16 protein-coding genes are annotated in these 18,319 nt (G+C 74.4%); 11 read left to right on the plus strand and 5 right to left on the minus strand.

The window, feature by feature from the left end; all coding sequences use genetic code 11:
* Positions 1-55: 55 nt before the first annotated feature.
* Positions 56-748, minus strand: coding sequence for an HAD family hydrolase (locus ABEA15_RS18800; protein ID WP_345557918.1), 693 nt, complete (start codon positions 746-748; stop codon positions 56-58).
* Positions 749-1,024: 276 nt separating this feature from the next.
* Here ABEA15_RS18800 and ABEA15_RS18805 point away from each other — a divergent pair, with 276 nt between their 5' ends.
* On the plus strand, positions 1,025-1,891 hold the full coding sequence (locus ABEA15_RS18805) for a hypothetical protein (RefSeq protein WP_345557920.1): 867 nt from the start codon (positions 1,025-1,027) through the stop codon (positions 1,889-1,891).
* A 128-nt stretch (positions 1,892-2,019) separates the two neighbouring features.
* Here the strand turns inward: ABEA15_RS18805 and ABEA15_RS18810 are convergent, their stop codons facing one another.
* The 3 genes from ABEA15_RS18810 to cofD form a co-directional block, all read right to left on the minus strand.
* The gene (locus ABEA15_RS18810) at positions 2,020-2,685 is read right to left on the minus strand and encodes a lytic polysaccharide monooxygenase auxiliary activity family 9 protein (protein WP_344141677.1); all 666 of its coding nucleotides are present in this window, start codon (positions 2,683-2,685) and stop codon (positions 2,020-2,022) included.
* Between the two features lie 192 nt (positions 2,686-2,877).
* Positions 2,878-4,173 (minus strand): coenzyme F420-0:L-glutamate ligase, encoded by a 1,296-nt coding sequence (locus ABEA15_RS18815; protein ID WP_344141675.1) that lies wholly within the window; start codon positions 4,171-4,173, stop codon positions 2,878-2,880.
* Positions 4,170-5,144: a 2-phospho-L-lactate transferase gene (gene cofD / locus ABEA15_RS18820; RefSeq protein ID WP_345557922.1), complete on the minus strand. Its 975-nt coding sequence runs from the start codon at positions 5,142-5,144 to the stop codon at positions 4,170-4,172. The genes ABEA15_RS18815 and cofD overlap by 4 nt, the downstream gene beginning before the upstream one ends.
* 444 nt (positions 5,145-5,588) lie before the next feature.
* Here cofD and ABEA15_RS18825 point away from each other — a divergent pair, with 444 nt between their 5' ends.
* From ABEA15_RS18825 to ABEA15_RS18845, 5 genes are all read left to right on the plus strand, one after another.
* Entirely contained in the window at positions 5,589-7,181 is a 1,593-nt protein-coding gene (locus tag ABEA15_RS18825; RefSeq protein ID WP_345557923.1) for a DUF308 domain-containing protein, read from the plus strand.
* A gap of 234 nt (positions 7,182-7,415) precedes the next feature.
* A complete protein-coding gene (locus ABEA15_RS18830) occupies positions 7,416-7,703 on the plus strand; it encodes a WhiB family transcriptional regulator (protein WP_311544036.1) in 288 nt (95 codons plus the stop codon).
* A gap of 214 nt (positions 7,704-7,917) precedes the next feature.
* Positions 7,918-11,172: a glycosyltransferase gene (locus tag ABEA15_RS18835; RefSeq protein ID WP_345557924.1), complete on the plus strand. Its 3,255-nt coding sequence runs from the start codon at positions 7,918-7,920 to the stop codon at positions 11,170-11,172.
* Positions 11,169-12,611: a DUF5719 family protein gene (locus ABEA15_RS18840; protein WP_345557925.1), complete on the plus strand. Its 1,443-nt coding sequence runs from the start codon at positions 11,169-11,171 to the stop codon at positions 12,609-12,611. Before ABEA15_RS18835 ends, ABEA15_RS18840 begins: the two co-directional genes overlap by 4 nt.
* Before the next feature lie 164 nt (positions 12,612-12,775).
* Positions 12,776-13,036, plus strand: coding sequence for a hypothetical protein (locus ABEA15_RS18845; RefSeq protein ID WP_344141669.1), 261 nt, complete (start codon positions 12,776-12,778; stop codon positions 13,034-13,036).
* A gap of 22 nt (positions 13,037-13,058) precedes the next feature.
* Here ABEA15_RS18845 and ABEA15_RS18850 read toward each other — a convergent pair whose 3' ends face one another.
* Complete coding sequence (locus ABEA15_RS18850) at positions 13,059-13,511, minus strand: metallopeptidase family protein (RefSeq protein ID WP_344141668.1); 453 nt, start codon at positions 13,509-13,511, stop codon at positions 13,059-13,061.
* Positions 13,512-13,631: 120 nt separating this feature from the next.
* Between ABEA15_RS18850 and ABEA15_RS18855 the strand changes: the two genes are divergently transcribed.
* The 5 genes from ABEA15_RS18855 (at position 13,632) to ABEA15_RS18875 (ending at position 18,269) form a co-directional block, all read left to right on the plus strand.
* On the plus strand, positions 13,632-14,039 hold the full coding sequence (locus ABEA15_RS18855) for a DUF3499 domain-containing protein (RefSeq protein ID WP_344141667.1): 408 nt from the start codon (positions 13,632-13,634) through the stop codon (positions 14,037-14,039).
* 138 nt (positions 14,040-14,177) lie between these two features.
* A complete protein-coding gene (locus tag ABEA15_RS18860; RefSeq protein WP_345557927.1) occupies positions 14,178-15,536 on the plus strand; it encodes a phosphomannomutase/phosphoglucomutase in 1,359 nt (452 codons plus the stop codon).
* A gap of 43 nt (positions 15,537-15,579) precedes the next feature.
* The gene (locus ABEA15_RS18865) at positions 15,580-15,756 is read left to right on the plus strand and encodes a Trm112 family protein (RefSeq protein ID WP_155998242.1); all 177 of its coding nucleotides are present in this window, start codon (positions 15,580-15,582) and stop codon (positions 15,754-15,756) included.
* Positions 15,757-15,811: 55 nt separating this feature from the next.
* Positions 15,812-16,912 carry an SIS domain-containing protein gene (locus ABEA15_RS18870; protein ID WP_345557930.1) on the plus strand — a complete coding sequence of 367 codons (1,101 nt, stop codon included), beginning with the start codon at positions 15,812-15,814 and terminating at the stop codon, positions 16,910-16,912.
* A 31-nt stretch (positions 16,913-16,943) separates the two neighbouring features.
* Positions 16,944-18,269: a serine/threonine-protein kinase gene (locus ABEA15_RS18875; protein WP_344141662.1), complete on the plus strand. Its 1,326-nt coding sequence runs from the start codon at positions 16,944-16,946 to the stop codon at positions 18,267-18,269.
* The last annotated feature ends 50 nt before the right edge of the window (positions 18,270-18,319 follow it).

Below are 18,319 nucleotides of genomic sequence, written 5' to 3' on the forward strand. Positions count from 1 at the left end.
TGTCCGGCGCGGGGCGGGGCGCCCGCGGCCAGGGGGCGCGGCGGCGTCGCGGTGGTCAGCTCAGCAGCTCCGCCAGGACCGCCTCGGTGTCGGAGAGGTCGCCGAGCACGGCCTCGGCGCCTGCCGCGCGCAGGTCCGCTGCCGAGGCGGTACCCGTTGCGACGGCGACGATGCGCGCGCCGCCGAGCTGCGCGGCCCGCACGTCGTTGAGCGTGTCGCCGACCAGCACGGTGGTGTCGGGGGTGAAGGAGGTGCCGGTGGCCCGCTGGACGCGCTCGCGCGCGACGCCCACGAGCTCGGGGCGGTCCCTGCGGTCGTCGCCGTAGCCGCCCAGGGCGGTGTCGACGAGCCCGTCCAGTCCCAGCGCGGCGAGCTTCAGCTCCGCGGTGCGCCGGGTGTTGCCCGTCAGCAGTGACGAGACGATGTCGGGGTGCTCCGCGCAGCGCCGCAGGATCTCCGGGACCCCCGGCAGCACCCGGCCGAAGCGGGCGATCTCGGCGTAGCGTGCCTCGACGCCGGCCTCCTGGGCCGCGGCGAAGCGCCGGAAGGCCTCCTCGGCGGGGTCGACGCCGTTGGCCAGGCAGGTCTCGTCGAACGCCAGCCAGTCGGTGCGCCCGGGGCCGCGGGTGGCGGTGTGCCCGGTCAGCCCGCTGCAGTCGGCGAAGGACGTGGCGAAGATGTCGGCCCCCAGGCGCCCGATGTCGAGCAGAGTCTGGTCGACGTCCCACAGCACAAGTCGCTTGCCCACGCGCGTCCCTTCCCTAGCGGCCGGTCGGCCGCGGGCGCCTGCCGGCACCGGCGCCGACCGTACTCGGCGGCCTCCTCGCGCCCGCGTCTCACCTGCCACGGTAGTCCACGCGGCCCCGCGCGGCCCCGCGGCCCCGCGGGCCCGTGCCGCCGGGCGGGCGGGCCGCCCCGCTGGACACGGACGACCGGTATGAGGATAGGCTTACCTATCGATGCCGGAGAAGTCCGGCGCCGACTGCCGACAACGGCCGACGCGCCGAGTCGCGAAGGGGGTCTGATGCCGGGCAGCCATCCGCTCTCCGGGGTCGTCGACTGGGTCAACGAGCGCGACCTGTACTTCAAGACCGACCTGCTGAGTGCGCGCGACCCCGAGCCCCGAGGCGCCGAGTGGGTGCGGCTGGACCGGGTCCCCGAGCGCGTCCCCGAACTCCTGGACCGCCTCACGGAGGCGTCCTGCCAGGGCCACCGCATCTCCGCGTCGGCCTTCCTCGCCGCCGACCTGGGACGCCAGGTGCTCACCCTGGCGGCCATGTCCGCCTACCTCACGGGCCGCGCGCCGCGCCTGGAGCCCCACCTGCTGTGGGTGCGCCGCATGGAGGGAGGGCGACTGGACCGCCTGGCCCTGCGCCGGTCCGACGCCGCCGTGCTGCCCGGAGACCCCATGGCCGGGCGCCCCGACACGGTGACCGTGGAGTCCGAGCGCGAACTGGACCGCTGGTTCGTCGGCTCCGCCGCCGCCGTCCTCGAACCGGCCGTGCACGCCGTGCGCGCCACGACCCGCTTCGGGCTGCGCCCGCAGTGGAGCATGGTCGCCGACGCCCTGCACGCGGCGCTCCTGCTCGCCTCGGAGGAGGTCGGCGCCGACCAGGCCGCGGCCTGGGAGCGCGCCCGCCGCATGGTGGAGTGCCTCAACCTCGACCGCTCGCGGGTCGCGCCGCGCCAGCGCCCGTTCCCGGTGGCTCTGGCCGGGCGCCCGCAGCACCGGCCCGAGCGGATGTTCATGGTCGCGGGCGGCTGCTGCTTCTACTACCGCTTCTCCGGCCAGCGGTGCGCGACGTGCCCGCTGTCCACCGACGAGGAGCGCGAGCGTTTGCTGCGCGGCCACTTCGAACCCCAGGCCCAGGCGGGGACGGCCGGCGCCTGACCGGGCCCCGATCACGCGGTCCCGGCGCGAGGTGGGCGGGCGGCCTGCGGCGTGCGAGGGCCCCGCCGGATGCGCGGGGCGCGTCCGGCGGGGCCCGATGGCGACGCTGTACGGCGGGTGCCGTCGGCTCAGGTGAAGTTCACGTCGCTGCAGAAGTAGTAGTTCTGGTCCATGTGGGAGGCCTTCCAGATCGTGAAGACCACGTGGCGGCCGGAGTACCCGGAGGTGTTGACCGGGATGTCGATGTTCTGGGTCGGCGCGTAGCTGCCGGTCTCCTTGACCAGGTCGAGGTGCTCCCAGCCCAGCCGCTGGCTGGTGGGGTCGTAGCTGTCCTTGCTGACGTAGATCCGGAAGTAGTCGGCGCCGTGCGAAGCCTGGTCGTAGAACTGGAGGGTGAAGTTGTTGCTGATGTCGGTCGTCTTCCACTCGCCCGGTGTGTCCATCGAGGAGTAGCGGCCGTTCTCAGCGTTGCCGCCGCTGCACAGGGTGCCGCTGGGGACGGCGGCCCGGTGGTTGCCGTTGACGTTGTTCTGGTAGAGGCCGTTCCAGTTCCACATGGCGTTGGGGTTGTCCTGCCATGCTTGCCAGCACATCGGGTCTTCCTGCGCCATGGCCTCGTTCAGGTGGTCGTCGCCCCAGCGCTCGTAGCAGCCGTAGTTGCGGGTGGCCGGGTCGAGGATCGAGCCGTGTGCGAGGGCGCCGTTGGCCAGCGGCAGCATGCACGCCAGAGCGCCTGCCAGGGCGGCGAGGACGGTGAGGACACGCCGAGGGGCGGCGTGAGCAGATGCTTGCATTTCGCGTTCTCCGTAGTTCCGGTGGGGGACATCCGGGTGTTCGGGAGCGCTCCCATACCGTTTCTGGATACCCGGCGAAACCAGAGTGAAACACAGGGTTTCCGAATCTGTCGAGATACCCACCGAAAAACGTCGTTCCGGGCGCGCGCCTTCGACGCGCACCCGGAGCGTGCCTGCCGGGCGTACCGCCGCTCAGCGGACCTGGACGAACGCCTCCGGGTCGCGCGGCGGGCGGTCCTTGGGGCGCTCGGCCGCGTGGCCCACGGCCACCGCGCCCATCGGCTGCCAGTCGGGCGGCAGCCCGAGCACCGAGCGCACCACGTCGGGGCAGAACATCGTCGAGGAGACCCACGCCGAGCCCAGCCCCTCCATGGCCAGGCCCACCAGCAGGTTCTGCACCCCGGCCCCCATGGCCACGAGGAACATCGACCGCTCGGCCGCGGCCCTGCGCTCGTCGGGATAGGGGTGGGCGCCGTCGGCGACCAGGCAGGGCACCACCAGGTAGGGCGCGCGGCGCAGCACATCGCCGCGGCGGGTGCGGCGCACGATCTGCTCCTCGCTGAAGCCGTCGCGCACCAGGTCGGCCACCCAGGCTGCGAGCATGTCGTCCAGCAGCCGGGTCCGCGCCTGCGGCGACTCGACCAGGACGAAGCGCCACGGCGTGGTGTGGTGCGGCGCGGGCGCCGTGACCGCGGCGGCCACGGCCCGGCGCACCGCCGCGGGGTCGACCGGGTCGCCGGTGAAGTCGCGGACCGTGCGGCGTGCGGGCACCACGTCGCGCGAGCCGTAGCGGAACATGTCCTCGTCGGCGGGGCGCACCAGCTCGGCGGCGCCCGGGCCGTCCTCGTCGGTGACCAGGTGCCCGAGCCCGCGCACTACCGCAACGGGTACGCCCGCGGCCTTGCCCTTGACCAGCTCGCCGGCACCGGCGACCTCGTCGGCGAGGGCGAGCAGGGTCGACTCCAGCACGTTGCCGTAGGCGTCCTTGCCGCCGCGCAGGTCCCGCAGCGCGCCGATCCCCGCGGCGCCCACGGCGACGTCGGTCTGCCCGACCCGCCAGGGCCGCCCGAAAGTGTCGCTGAGGACCACGGCCGCGCGAACGCCCAGGCGCTCGCGCAGTCCGGCGCGGAGCGCGCGCGCCGAGGCGTCGGGGTCCTCGGGCAGCAGCAGCACGCGCCCCGGCTCGACGTTGGAGGCGTCGACCCCCGCGGCCGCCATCACCAGTCCGGTACGGGTCTGCACGATGCGGGTGGGTCCGCGGCGTGCCACGACGCGCTCGGTCTCGGCGTCGATCGCGGACTCGCGGTCGGTCTCGGCGATGCGCCCCTCGGCCTTGCTGACGATCTTGGACGTCACGACCAGGACGTCGCCGTCGCGCAGGTCGGGCGCCGCCTCGGCGATCAGAGCCGCGAGGTCGTCGCCGGGGCCGACCTGCGGAAGGCCCTTGACGGCGAGGACGCTCAGCTCCCCGGCCGGAGTGTCGTTCATGCCCGCTGCTCCTTCAGCTCCGCCGCGAGGTCGAGGGCGGCCCGGGCGATCGCGGCCGTCGCCTCGGGGTCGCTCATGTAGAGCGGCAGCGAGCGCACGGCGATGCCGTCCACGGCCGCTCCCTCGTCGGCCTCGTCCACCAGCCAGCCGTCCAGCAGCTCGGGGCCGTAGTGCTCGGCCACCGCCCGGGCGCTGGTCTCCACCCCGATCGCCTGCAGGCAGGCGTCGGCCATCCCGCGCACCGGCGCGCCGCCGATGATCGGGGACACGCCCACCACGGTGGCGCGCTCCAGGGCCTCGCGGACACCCGGCACGCTCAGCACCGAGCCGATGCTGACGACCGGGTTGGAGGGCGGCAGCAGGACGGCGTCGGCCTGCTCGATCGCCTCCAGCACGCCGGGCGCGGGAGTGGCGTCCTCGGCGCCCACGCCGACGATCTCGCGGGCGGGCAGGGCGGCGCGGTGCCGGATCCACCACTCCTGGAAGTGGACGGCGCGGCGGCCGCCGGCCTCGTCGTCGAGGACCACGTGGGTCTCGACGCGGTCGTCGGTCATGGGCAGCACGCGCAAGCCCGGGCGCCACCGGTCGCACAGCGCCTCGGTGACCGCGGAAAGGGGGTAGCCCGCCGCCATCATCTGCGCGCGGACGATGTGGGTGGCGACGTCCCGGTCGCCCAGGCCGAACCAGGTGGGCTGCATCCCGTAGGCGGCGAGCTCCTCCTTGACGGTGAAGGACTCGTCGGCCCGCCCCCAGCCCTGCTCCTCGTTGATCCCTCCGCCCAGGGTATACATCACAGTGTCCAGATCCGGACAGATCCGCAGTCCGAACAGGGTGATGTCGTCCCCCGTGTTTCCGATGACCGTGATCGCCGGTTCCTCGCCGACGGGATCGGAACCGACCCCGAGCTCCTTCTTCAGCCCGCGCAGGAAGCGCGCGCCCCCGATACCGCCTGCCGGTACGACTATCCGCATGCGCCCAAGTCTGGCAGGCTGTTCCGGTGTATGTGCCATACTCTCCGCCCCTGCGGGGAGCAGACGACCGAGGCGCACAGCGTCCCGGCCGGGCCGCGGGCGGCGAAGGGCGAGCCCGCGGTGCACGGCGCCCCGAGCCGGGGCGGTGGCCCGAGGGCGGCAGGCACACCCGGCACCACCCCGGACACCGGTCCGGGTGCACCGGAGCCCGGGCGCGCAGCTCGCGGTCCGGGTCGCGGCGCGGTGGTTCCGGCGCGACGACACCGTAGGCTCGGGCCCGACCGGCGCGGTGCCCGTCCGCGGTGGCGACCCCCACAATGCAGCGCTCCCCGGCCCGGCGACCCCGCATCGCCGCCGGGCGGACCGAGCGTGACAATCCGTTGAAACGCGAAGCTTCCACCGGCGCGAGTGACGCGGCGGCGAAGCACCGGAGGGGAACCTCTCTTGAACAACGAAGCACTCAACCGCCTGCGGGTGCCCGCTGCCTGGGCGCTGCTCGGTGCGGTGGCCGCACACATGCTCGGCGGCGTCATCTTCATCTTCGGCCACGGAAGCACATACGACGCCACGGCCGCCGCCAACTTCACCAGTGTGGGCACCGAACTGCTGCACGGCCCGCTGCTGGTGGGGCTGCTCGCCGGTGCGGTCGCCCTGGTGGCCACCGCCCCCGTCAAGACGTCGGTGAACTTCCCCGTGGTGCTCACCGCACTGATCATGACCGGCTTCGCCGCCCTGATGGGCCTCGTGGGCATCGTCATGGGCTTCGTCGACGCCAACGAGAGCCGTGAGCTCGCCGACGGCTTCACCTCGCTCCTCGCGGTCGGCGGCCAGCTGGCCGTGACCGCCTTCGCCGGGCTGTTCATGCTGCGGGTGTTCGGCGACCACGAACTGGTCCCGCGCTCGGCTCCCCCTCAGCAGGGCATGCCGATGGGCGGTCCCGGATTCCCGCCGCAGACCGGTGCGCAGCAGTCCTTCGCCCCGCAGACCGGCAGCCAGCAGGCGTTCGCCCAGCCCGGCTACCCCACCGGCGGCCAGACCGCCTACCAGCAGCCCCAGCAGCAGGACTGGGCCGGCCAGCAGCCCTACGGCGCCGCACCCGCGCAGCCGGGCGCCTACGACCCCAACCAGCAGCAGACCTACGCGGGCGACCCGTCGACGGCCTACGGCTACGGCGCCCAGCAGCCGGCGGCCCAGCCGCCCTACGGCACCGACCCGGTGGCGGGGCAGGGCTACTCCCCGGACCCGATGGGCCAGCCGGCCTACGGCGCGCAGCAGCCCTACGGCACCGACCCGGCGGCGGGGCAGGCCTACTCCCCGGACCCGGCGGGCCAGCCGGCCTACGGCGCGGGCAGCGGGGGCCAGCAGCCCTACACGCCGACCTGGCAGGGCCAGGGCGCCGCCTACCCCCAGACCGGCGCCGGCCAGGACCCCTACCAGCCCGTCCAGCCCTCCTACGACCCGACCGGCGGGCAGCCCTCCTACGGGCAGACCGGCGGCCAGGCCGCCTACGGCCAGGGCTACCAGCCCGGCTACGACGCCTACGGCCAGCAGCCCTACGGCACGGGGGGCCAGCAGCCCTACGCCACCGGCAGCGGCGGCCAGCCCGCCTACGGCACGGGCGGCCAGCCGGCCTACGGTGCCGGCAGCGGCGGCCAGCAGCCCTACGCGGCCGGCGGCCACCCCGGCTACGGCACCGGCACGGGCGAGCAGCAGCCCTACGCCGCGGGCACCGGCGGCCAGTCGGCCTACAGCTCGCCCTACGACCCCGCCCAGTACGCGCCGCAGCCCGGCAGCGAGGGGGAGAAGGCCGCCCAGGACGCAATACAGTACGGCTGGTACCAGCAACCCGCCGAACAGCAGCAGCCCGAGGCGCCGGCCGAGCCGCGACGCGAAACCCCGCTCGAGCCGTTCTTCACCGACGAGACCGCCACCGACCAGACGGCGGCCATCGACCCCGTCTACGGCACGCCCTACGGCCAGCAGGGCGCCGAGGGGACCGAGAACCAGGGGTGGTACCGCGACGACGACCGGCGCTGAGCCCGCGCCCGCCGGCGCATTGCGCCCTCCGCAGCCCCACAATTGCGTGGTAATCCGCTGAAGCCGACCCGGACGGGTAGACGCCCGGCGGTCGTTTGTTACATGATATTCAGGGGATTACCACGCAGCGCGCTTGACGTATAGCGAGTCTCACGCGTGTAATTTCCAGGTGTGATTCCACCCTCCCGGGGGTCGAAAGGGAGGGTACATCTAGGGGGGCAATAGGAGGTGCGCATGAGCGAGGTCATCCCGCTGGCGCACGGTTCAGATGAAGATCTGGGCTGGCAGGAGCGCGCACTGTGCGCGCAGACCGACCCCGAGGCGTTCTTCCCCGAGAAGGGCGGCTCGACGCGCGAGGCGAAGAAGGTCTGCCTGTCTTGCGAGGTGCGGGCGGAGTGTCTGGAATACGCGCTGGAGCACGATGAGCGCTTCGGCATCTGGGGGGGACTCTCCGAACGCGAGCGGCGGCGGCTCAAGAAAGCGGCCGGCCAGGATTTCGATTTCCTCGCCGACATGCTGTGACCGCCTCCGGCATCGCTGACGCGTGCCCTGGGTTTTTGCCCGGGGCGCGCGTTTTTTATCCGCGCTTTACCGGACGAGTGCTAAGGCGCAGCCCGTAGCGGAAGATATCGGCACGTAAGCGCCCGCAGGTGGCGTAAGGTGTTCTGCCGTCAGCAGGCGACCGCGACCCGGTCGCCGCATCCCGACCTCGAACCCCCGAGAGCGAAGCCCAGCCGTGCTACCTCTGGACCCGGCTCGCCACATCGTCACAGCCGTCATCGTCACCCACGACGGCGCACGCTGGCTGCCGGAGACGCTGGAAGCCGTCCGCGAGCAGTCACGGCCGGTACAGCGTGTCATCGGTGTCGACACCGGAAGCCGCGACCGCAGCGGCCGCATCCTCGCCGACTTCATCGCGCCCGACGCCATCACCACACCGGACCGCTCCACCGGCTTCGGTGACGCCGTGCGCGCCGCCCTCGACCTGCCGCGCGCCCGCGCGGAGTTCCCCGGGGCCGCCCCCGACGCCACCGAATGGGTCTGGCTGGTCCACGACGACTGCACGCCCGACCCCGATGCGCTGCAGCACCTGCTGCTGGCCGCCAACGACGACCCCCGCGCCGCCGTGCTCGGGCCCAAGCTGCGCGACTGGTTCGACCGCCGCCTTCTCGTGGAAGCCGGGGTGACCATCGACGGCGCCGGGCGCCGCGAGACCGGGCTGGAGGCGCGCGAGTTCGACCACGGCCAGCACGACGGCACACGCGCGGTCCTGGCCGTCTCCAGCGCGGGCATGCTCGTCCGCCGCGACGTGTGGGACCAGCTCGACGGATTCGACCGCACCCTGCCCGTCTTCCGCGACGACATCGACTTCTGCTGGCGCGCCGGCAGCGCGGGCCACCGCGTCCTGATCGTCACCGACGCGGTCGCCTACCACGCCGAAGCCGCTGCGCGCCGCCGCAGGCGCATCAGCGCGGCCGCCGACCACCCCCGCCGCCTGGACCGCCGCAACGCGATCTTCGTGCTGCTGGCCAACCTGCCCCTGGGGGGCATGCTCGCCGCGTTCGTGCGCAACACCTTCGCGTCGCTGCTGCGGGTGCTGATGTACATCGCGGCCAAGCAGCCGGCCAACGCGTTCGACGAGGCCGTGGCCATCAGCGCCGTGTACCTGATGCCCTTCCGGCTCCTGCGCGCCCGCGTGCGGCGCCGCCGCAACCGCAAGCGCACCTACAGCGCCATCCGCCCGTTCCTCGCCCGCGGCGTGGCGCTGCGGCAGTTCACCGACGCGGTGTCGAACCTGGTCGCAGGAACGCCGGGCCTGGACAGCCCCGGCCGCCACCAGGCGGTCACCGCGCCGCCGCGCGACGACGAGGACCCGCTCGACGACGACCACAGCATTCTGATGCGCGCCCTGCGCAGCCCCGGTGTGCTGCTGGTGGCCACCCTCGCCGTGGTCACCCTGGTCGCCGAGCGCTCGCTGCTGTTCGGAGCCGAGCTGTCGGGCGGCGCGCTGCCGCCCGTCACCGGCGGAGCCGCCGACCTGTGGAGCCTCTACCTCACCGGCCGGCCCGAGGTAGGGGCGGGCGCGGGCGCCCCGGCGCCGCCGTACGTCGGGGTGCTGGCGCTGCTGTCGACGCTGCTGCTGGGCAAGCCGTGGCTGGCGGTCAGCGTCATCCTGCTGGGCTGCGTGCCGCTCGCCGGGTTCACCGCCTACCTGCTCGCGCGGCGCGTGCTCGACTACCGCCCGGCTCAGGTGTGGATGGCCGGCTCCTATGCCCTGCTCCCCATGGCCACCGGAGCGGTGGCCCAGGGGCGGCTGGGCACGGCGGTGGTGCACGCGCTGCTGCCCGTGCTCGGCATCCTGCTCACCCGGCTGCTCACACTGCCGCCGCGCCAGTCGCGCCGCACGGCCTGGGCGCTGGCCCTGTTCATCGCCGTCGGCACCGCCTTCGTGCCGCTGCTGTGGCTCCTGGCGCTGGTCACCGGGGTGCTGGTGGCGGTCGCCTTCGGCCACCTGGGCCGCCGCCTCCACGCCAGCCTCGCCATCGCGCTGTGCGTGCCGCTGGTCCTACTGCTGCCCTGGTCCCTTGAGCTGTTCCTGCACCCCTCCCTGTGGCTGCTGGAGGCGGGGCTGCACCGGCCGGAGCTCTCCTCGCCGCCTCCCAGCGCCGAGCAGCTGCTCATGCTCTCGCCCGGCGGGCCCGGCAGCCCGCCGGTGTGGGTCACCGCCGGCTTCCTCGCCGCCGCCCTGTTCGCGCTGCTGCTCCTGCGGTACCGCATGCAGATCGCCGTGGGCTGGAGCGTCGCGCTGTTCGGCATCCTCGTCGCGATCGTCATCAGCCGCGTGCCCGTCGAGCCCTGGTACGGCGGCCCGAGCGCACCCGCCTGGCCCGGCGTCGCGCTGGCCTTCGCCGCGACCGCGATGCTGCTGTCGGCGGCCACCACCGCCCGCTCCTTCGGCGTGATGTGGTCGATGGGCGGTCCGCGCCGCGCCTTCGTCGCCGGCGCCGCCGCCCTGGCCCTGACCACGCCCGTGTGCGCCGCCGGAGTGTGGATGTGGAACGGCGCCCAGGGGCCGCTGACCGGCCAGGGCGGTCCCGAGATCCCCGGCATGCTCACGGCCATCAGCTCCGACGCCCGCGGCGCCCGCACCCTCGTGGTCTCGCCCGAGTCCGAGGGGCCGGTGCGCTACGCCGTCCTGCGCGGGCGCGAGCCCCGCATCGGCGAGGGGCAGATCCCCGCGGCCGAAGGCGTCCGCGACGCCCTGGACGAAACCGCGGCCGGCCTGATCGCCGGGCAGGGCGGCGACCAGGCCGGCGAGCTGGCCCGGTTGGGCATCGGGTACGTCCTCATGCCGCGCCCGCCGGCGTCGGACGGCGCCTCCACCACCCCCGTCGACACGCTCGACGGGGTGCCCGGCGTGTCCCGGGTCCTGCTGACCGATCGGTTCGGCCTGTGGCGCCTGGACGAGCCCACCGGGCGGCTGCGGGTCACCGGCGACGGCGAGCCCGCCGTGCTCCAGCGGCGCGGCGAGGGGGCCTACCGGGTCCCCTCCGGCTCCGGCGGGCGCACCCTGGTCCTCGCCGAGCCCGCCGGGACGGGCTGGAGCGCCACCCTCGACGGCGAGGCGCTGACGGCCGGCGCCGACCGCAGGGGACTGACGACCTTCGCGCTGCCCGCCGACAGCGGACGGCTCCGCCTGGACAAGGACGACCCGCTGCGCAGGACGTGGCTGGCCGCCCAGGGCGCTCTGCTGGTCCTGGTGGCCGTCTTCGCGCTGCCCGGTGTGCGCACCGAGGAGGACCTGCGCGAGGAGGAGTCCCAGCCGGCGCCCCGGCCGCGCCGGCCGGCCCTGGCCGGGCTGCGCGGCTCCACCGGCACCCGCGGGGCCACTCGCGGCCACCGGGCCCGCGGGATGCGCCGCGCCGGCGGGCGGGGCGCGGAGAACACGGGCGGCGCCGACAGCGCCGGAAGCGAGGGGAGCGACCGGTGAGGCTGATCGTCGAGAACCGCTTCGCGCTGCTGGGGCTGGTGCTGATCGCGCTGACCGCGCTGTTCGGCGTGGCCGTCGCCACCCGCTCGGTCGGCGCCGCCCCCGGGGGCGCGGAGTCCCCGGACACCGCGCCCGTGCAGTCGTCGATGCGGATGTGCCCCCCTCCGCAGGGCGACGACCGCGCCTCGCAGGCGGCGGCGTTCGCGGTCGGCCCCGACGAGGGCGGCAGCGGCGGCCGGCTTTCGGCCGTCGAGAACTCCGCGGACGCGCCCGAGGTGGGCGAGCCGGCCGAGGCCGGACAGCTGTGGAGCGCCGACACCGGCGGCTCCGACCGGCACACCGTCGTCTCGGCTCGGGGCGCCGCCGCAGCCGGCCTGGAGGTCGCCCAGACCACCGTCGGAGAGGACGGCGCCTATGCCACCGAGGTGCGCTGCGCCGAGCCGGGCATCAGCACCTGGTTCGCCGCACCGGGGGGCACGGCGCTGGAGGAGCTGCGCCTGCTGCTGGCCAACCCCGACGGCGACCAGGCGACCGCCAACGTCGACGTCTACATCGCCGACGGCCCCGTCTACTCGGAGGAGACCCGCGGCATCGCCGTCGAGCCGCACGGCGGCACCGAGGTGCAGCTGACCGACCTGGTCCAGGGCAGCCGGACCGCCGTGGTGCACGTGCGTACGAACTCCGGGCGGGTCGCGGCATCGCTCTTCGCCGACCGCGGCGGCAGCGGGCAGGACTGGGTTCCGCCCACGGCCGAGCCCGCCCGGACCCACGTCATCCCGGCCGTCCCGCCGGGCGGCGGCACCAAGCACCTGCTCGTCGCCGCCCCCGGTGACCGCGCCGTCACCGCCCAGGTGCGCCTGTACACCGACGACGGGCGGGTCGAGCACAAGAGCCTCGCCGACCTGAGCGTCCCGCCGGCCGCGGGCGCCTTCCTCAGCCTGGAGGGCCTGATGGGCGACAAGGCGGCCGCCGCCGTGGTGGAGGCCGACGGCCCGGTCGTGGCGGGCGTGGCGACCACGCGCGACGACGGCGACGACACCGCCTACTCGGCCGCCGCCGAACCGCTGCAGGGCCCGCTCGACGGCAGGGCGGTGGTGCCCGCCAACCCCGAGGGGACCGCCTCGCGCCTGGTCTTCACCGCGCTGGAGCGGCCTGCCACGGCCGTCGTGACGCCGGTCGCCGAGGACGGCTCCGCCGACGGCGAGGCGCTCCGCACGGAAATCGGTGCCGACCGCACCGCCACGGCCGAGCTGCCCGCACCCGACGGCGCCCACGCCTTCATCGTGCGGATCCAGGGGGACGTTCCCGTCTACGCCGGCCGGGTGCTCACCCAGGAGAGCGGCGGCGAGACCGCGACCTCCGTCCAGCCCCTGGTGCCGGCGCCCGCCGAGGTGGCCCTGCCCGCGGTGGAGGACTCCCTCACGGCGCTCGTGGAGTAGCCGGCCGGCGCCGGTCCACTCCGGTTCGCGGACTTCGGCTCCGGCCCCGGCAGCGGCCGGGGCCGGACACCGGGGGGACATGCGGGCGGCGCGGTGCCATCATTGCTCCGCGGGACGGGGCGCGCGGGCGCCGGGGGGCGGGCCCGCGGGTCCGAGGGAGCCCCATGCACTACAACGGCTACGAGCAGGCGGGCCAGGCGCGGGAACGCTACGCCGGCACCTACGACAGCGCCTTCGCGGCGGCGCGCTGGCTGCGCGGACGCTACGCCGAGTACCAGCGGGGCGTCGCCAGCCAGTCGGTCCCGGTGGTCCGCGAGTGGTTCGCCGAGCTGCGGCTGGGCAACGGCGAGCCGGTCACCTGGGAGTGCCGCACGTCCGACGGGCGTTGGGTGGCGCTGTCCGTCGTGCCCGACACCCGCCCCTGAGGGCGCCCGGCCGGCGCGCCGGTCAGGTCTCGGGGTCGACGGTCTCCGGCTCCAGCCCGAGCAGGTTGGCGACCTCCTCGACCACGCTGTCGTAGACGAGCAGGGCCATCTCCTCGGGCTCGCGCGTGCGGATCTCGACCGGCCTGCGGTAGACGATGATGCGCGCCTGCCCGTTCTTGGCGGCCTCCAGCCGCGAGAAGGGGATGCCGTCCTCGGCCGTGACCCCGCGGGGCACCCGGGGGACGTCCTCGACCAGGAACTCCACGTTGGCGAGCTCTCGCGCCCAGTGGCGCTCCAACCGCTCCACGGCATCGAGGACCAGATCGTCGAAGACATGCGCCCGGCTGCGGCTCATGGGGAGCTCAGGCGGCGCCAGGGGTCCGCGGACCCCTCGCCCGCGCCGGTCTCGACGTCGTACTCGGTCGGCTTGAGCCCTATCAAGGTGCACTCGTCGCACGGTTCGAGAGTATGCCATCCGCCGCCCGGATGCAGCCCCCGCGGGCCGACACACGCGCGGTTCCCCGGCTTCCCGGAAGGCCGGGCACAGCGGGGCGATGCTGGCGTGCGGCGTTGGAAGGGCATAAAGTCGGTCCTCGTGAGCGTCGTACGACGCTGCTCGCGCACCGCGTGCCGGCAGCCTGCAGTCTTCACGCTCACTTATGTTTACGCCGATTCCACGGCCGTGCTCGGTCCCCTCGCCGCCTACGCCGAGCCGCACTGCTACGACCTGTGCGCCATGCACGCCGAGCGGCTCACGGCGCCCCGCGGCTGGGAGGTCGTGCGGCTGCCGGCCGAGTCCTCCGGCGCCGGCCCCGGCAGCGACGACCTGGAGGCGCTCGCCGACGCCGTGCGCGAGGCCGCCCGCCCGCCGGCCGCCGACAGCCCCGTCGGCCAGGGCGTCGAGACCAACAGACGCGGCCACCTGCGGGTGGTCAAGTCCGAGTCCCACCAGCACGAGCCCCCCTCGTCGCAGCACTCCGCGCGGCCCGGCCGCGACGCCTGACCCCCGCGGCACCGCCCGCGCCCGCACCCCCCGCCCCCTTGGTAACTTGGGAGCGACGTGGACGGCGCCCGCCCGCGGCCGCGACGGCGGCGCGGCGGAGACCGAAATCCCCGATCACTACCGAATCCGGAGCAGCGTGTGGGTGACCTAGGCGACATCTTCAAGGCCTACGACGTGCGGGGCGTCTTCCCCGACACCCTCGACGCCGCCACGGCGCGCGCGATCGGCGCGGCGTTCGCCCGCACGGTCGGCGGTCCGTCGGCGGTGGTGGCCTACGACATGCGGCCCTCCTCGCCCGAACTGGCCGCCGCCTTCGCCGAAGGCGTGACGGGCCAGGGCGTCGACGTGGTCATGGCCGGGCTGGGCTCGACCGACATGCTCTACTTCGCGGCCGGGCGGCTCGACATGCCCGGCGCCATGTTCACCGCCAGCCACAACCCCGCCAGGTACAACGGCATCAAGATGTGCCGGGCCGGTGCCTCCCCGGTCGGCTCCGAGAGCGGGCTGGCCGAGATCCGCGCCCTGGCCGAGCGGGGCGTGCCCGAGGCCGAGGGCCCCCGCGGCTCCGTCACCGAGCGCGACCTGCTCACCGACTACGCCCGCTACCTGCGCTCCCTGGTCGACCTGTCCGGCAGCAGGCCGCTGCGGGCCGTCGTCGACGCGGGCAACGGCATGGGCGGCTACACCGTGCCCGCCGTGCTGGGCACCGAGCGCCTGGGCGAGCTGCCGCTGGCGATCGACCCGCTGTACTTCGAGCTGGACGGCACCTTCCCCAACCACCCCGCCAACCCGCTCGACTACGACAACCTCGTCGACCTGCAGGCCCGGGTGCGCGAGACCGGCGCGGACATCGGGCTGGCCTTCGACGGCGACGCCGACCGGTGCTTCGTGGTGGACGAGCGCGGCGAGCCCGTGCCGCCGTCGGCCATCACCGCGCTGGTCGCGGTGCAGGAGCTGGCCAAGGAGCCCGGCTCGTCGATCATCCACAACCTGATCACCTCCCAGTCGGTGCCCGAGATCGTGCGCGAGCACGGCGGCGAGCCGGTGCGCACCCGGGTGGGCCACTCCTTCATCAAGGCGACGATGGCCGAGACCGGGGCGATCTTCGGCGGCGAGCACTCCGCCCACTACTACTTCCGCGACTTCTGGCGAGCCGACACCGGTATGCTCGCGGCGATGCACGTGCTGCGTGTGCTCGGCTCCGACCCCCGCCCGCTCTCGGAGATCACCGCCGAGTACACCCGCTACGCGGCCTCGGGCGAGGTCAACTCCGAGGTCGCCGACCAGCAGGGGCGCATGGAGGCCGTGGAGCGGGCCTACGCCGGTGCCGCGCAGGTCGACCACCTCGACGGCCTGTCGGTCACCCTGGCCGACGGCTCCTGGTTCAACCTGCGCGCATCCAACACCGAGCCGCTGCTGCGGCTTAACGTCGAGGCCGCCGACTCCGCGGCGATGGCGAAGCTGCGCGACGACGTGCTCGCCATCGTGCGCGCCTGAGCCGGCGCCCGGCGCACCACGACCACCTGACGGGAAGACGGCGATGACCGCGAAGATCGACGACTGGCTGCTGGAGATCCTGGCCTGCCCCAAGAGCAAGGCGCCGCTGCGGCTCGACGAGGAGGCCGGCGAACTGGTCTGCGACGAGAGCGGCCTGGCCTACCCCATCCGCGACGGCATCCCGGTGCTGCTGGTCGACGAGGCCCGCGCCATCGGCTGAGGCCCCGCCCCGCCTCCGCCGACGGGGTCCGTCCGCACCACCGCGAAAGGAACCGATGCCGGCCGAACCCGACGAGCTGCGGCTGGACGACCCCCGAGCCGGCGCCGAGGCGCTGCGCGCGACAGCGTCGGCGGCGGCGCGGCTGCGGGCGGCGCGCGGTGCGGCGGCCGAGGCCCCGCTGGACGCGCTGTCCAGCGAGGGGCGGCCGCGCTCCCTCGTCGTCGTGGGCGCCGGCGCGGCCGGTCTCGCGGGCGACGTGCTGGCGGCCGTGCTCGGGCCGGGCTGCCCCGTCCCCGTCGTGACGGTCCGGGACTACCGGCTGCCCGGCTGGGTGGGCGGCCACGACCTCGTCGTGGCGGCCGCGTCCACAATCGGCCAGATTCCCGCGTGGGTGCGCGAGTGCGCCGCCGAGGCGGTGCGGCGCGGCTGCCGCTTCCTCGCGGTGGGACCGCGCGACAACCCGCTCGCCGCGGTGGCCGAGCAGGCCCGCGCGCCCGCGGTGACGCTTCCTCAGGTCGGAGGGCCTCCCGACGCGGTGTGGGAGCCGGCCGCGGCGCTGCTGACGGCCGCCGAGAGGGTCGGGCTCACCGCTCCGCCCGACGCCGCCTACGAGGCCGCCGCCGTGCGGCTGGAACAGGCCGCGGCCGACTACGGTCCCACCGTCGAGACCTGGGCGAACGAGGCCAAGACCGCCGCACTGGACATCGCCGGCAGCGTTCCGCTCGTGTGCGGGGCCACCCCCGCCACCACTGCCGCGGCCGGCTATCTGGCTTCCCGGAGCGCCTCGGTGGCCGGTTATCCTGCGCTCTGCAGCCGGGCGCCCGGACTGCTCGACGGCCCGATCGCCGTCGTCGACGGGCCGTTCGGCGGCACCGGCCCGCGGTCGATCTTCGACGACCCGGTCGAGGGCGGCCCCGTGTCGGTCCGGCTGGTCCTGCTGCGCGACCCGGAGGAGGAGCCGGCCGCCGCGCGCGACCTGGACGCCGCCGCCGATGCGGCCCGTGAGCGGGGCGTCGGCGTGACCGAGTTCTCCGCTTCCGAAGCGGGCGCATTGGAACGGATTGCCGGTTTGATCGCTCTAATCGATTACGTCACTGTGTATGTAGCCCTCGCCTATGGCGATGAGCCCCCAACCCATACGCTGGTCGTGCGCTAGCGCCAGCCACGGCCGCATCTGGAGGAGATCGATGCCCGGTCCCGAGTCGCTGTCGCCGAACGACCCCGCCTCGTTCGGTGGATACAGCGTGGTCGGACGCCTCGGGAAGGGCGGCCAGGGTGTTGTCTACCTCGGCCGCGACGACGAGGGCGACGAGTTCGCCATCAAGGTCCTCAACGACCAGTGGTCCCAGGACGACGATCTCCGCAAGCGCTTCGCCAAGGAGGTGCGCGCGGCGCAGAAGGTGGCCTCGTTCTGCACCGCCGCCATCCACGACGCCCAGCTCGACGAGGACCCGCCCTACGTCGTCTCCGAGTACGTGCCCGGCAGGTCGCTGCAGGAGGTGGTCGCCGAGAAGGGGCCGCACAAGGGCGCGGGGCTGCAGCGCCTCGCGGTCTCGACCGCGACCGCGCTCGTCGCCATCCACCAGGCCGGCATCGTGCACCGCGACTTCAAGCCCGGCAACGTGCTGCTGGGCCCGGACGGCCCGCGGGTCATCGACTTCGGGATCGCGCGCGTCTCCGACGGCACCGCAACCATGACCAACTCGATCGTGGGCACGCCGTCCTACATGGCGCCCGAGCAGATCGAGGGCAAGGTGATCACCGAGAAGGTCGACATCTTCGCCTGGGGCTGCGTCATGGCGTTCGCCTCCACCGGCAACGCGCCCTTCGGCACCGACAGCGTCCCCGCCGTCGTGCACCGCGTGGTCAGCGCGCCGCCCAGCCTGAGCGGGCTGCCGGACTGGCTGCTGGGCATCGTCCAGACCTGTCTGGACAAGGACCCCGCCCGCCGGCCCTCCGCCCAGGAGCTGCTGATGCGGCTGCTCGGCCACGAGAGCACCGTCTCGACCGACGACGCCCTCAAGGAGGGTGAGCGCATCGCCGAGGGGCCGCTCAGCGGCCCGCAGACGCCCATGCCCGGTCCCGGCGCCCCGCCCGTGCAGGGCGGCCCGGTCACACCCGCGCCCAGCGGGCCGCAGACGCCCTACCCGGGCGGCTACGGCGGCCAGGGCGCAGCGATGGGCCCTCCGCCGAACGCTCCGCAGCCCACGGGCCCCCAGCAGGGCGGGTTCCCGCCCCGCCAGCCGATGTCCCCGGGTCCGCAGATGCCCGGCCCCAACCCGAACATGACCGGCGGCCCGCCCCCCGGTCCGCCGCCGACCGGTCCCAACACCATGTACGGCAACCGCGGCATGCCGACGCAGCCGCCGCCGAACATGGGGCAGCAGCGCCCGAGCCCTCCGCGGCAGCAGGCCGACGACCCGATCCTGTCGCAGGGATGGGTGGTGCCGGCGGTGCTGATCGCCATCATCATCCTGCTTCTGGTGCTCTTCCTGGTGGCGCTGAGCGGCTAGATCGTTGATGGGAGTTTCCCGAACCGGCTGCGGGCATGGCGAAGGGCGCC

Origin of the sequence: Streptomonospora halophila (assembly GCF_039542725.1) — a bacterium.
GTDB lineage: Bacteria > Actinomycetota > Actinomycetes > Streptosporangiales > Streptosporangiaceae > Streptomonospora > Streptomonospora halophila.

Bases quoted from the DNA above. Each gene is read 5' to 3' on its own strand.
- ABEA15_RS18805 (WP_345557920.1), top strand. From the start codon at position 1,025: ATGCCGGGCAGCCATCCGCTCTCCGGGGTCGTCGACTGGGTCAACGAG.
- ABEA15_RS18810 (WP_344141677.1), bottom strand. From the start codon at position 2,685: ATGCAAGCATCTGCTCACGCCGCCCCTCGGCGTGTCCTCACCGTCCTC.
- ABEA15_RS18815 (WP_344141675.1), bottom strand. From the start codon at position 4,173: ATGAACGACACTCCGGCCGGGGAGCTGAGCGTCCTCGCCGTCAAGGGC.
- cofD (WP_345557922.1), bottom strand. From the start codon at position 5,144: ATGCGGATAGTCGTACCGGCAGGCGGTATCGGGGGCGCGCGCTTCCTG.
- ABEA15_RS18830 (WP_311544036.1), top strand. From the start codon at position 7,416: ATGAGCGAGGTCATCCCGCTGGCGCACGGTTCAGATGAAGATCTGGGC.
- ABEA15_RS18845 (WP_344141669.1), top strand. From the start codon at position 12,776: ATGCACTACAACGGCTACGAGCAGGCGGGCCAGGCGCGGGAACGCTAC.
- ABEA15_RS18850 (WP_344141668.1), bottom strand. From the start codon at position 13,511: ATGGCATACTCTCGAACCGTGCGACGAGTGCACCTTGATAGGGCTCAA.
- ABEA15_RS18865 (WP_155998242.1), top strand. From the start codon at position 15,580: ATGACCGCGAAGATCGACGACTGGCTGCTGGAGATCCTGGCCTGCCCC.
- ABEA15_RS18870 (WP_345557930.1), top strand. From the start codon at position 15,812: ATGCCGGCCGAACCCGACGAGCTGCGGCTGGACGACCCCCGAGCCGGC.
- ABEA15_RS18875 (WP_344141662.1), top strand. From the start codon at position 16,944: ATGCCCGGTCCCGAGTCGCTGTCGCCGAACGACCCCGCCTCGTTCGGT.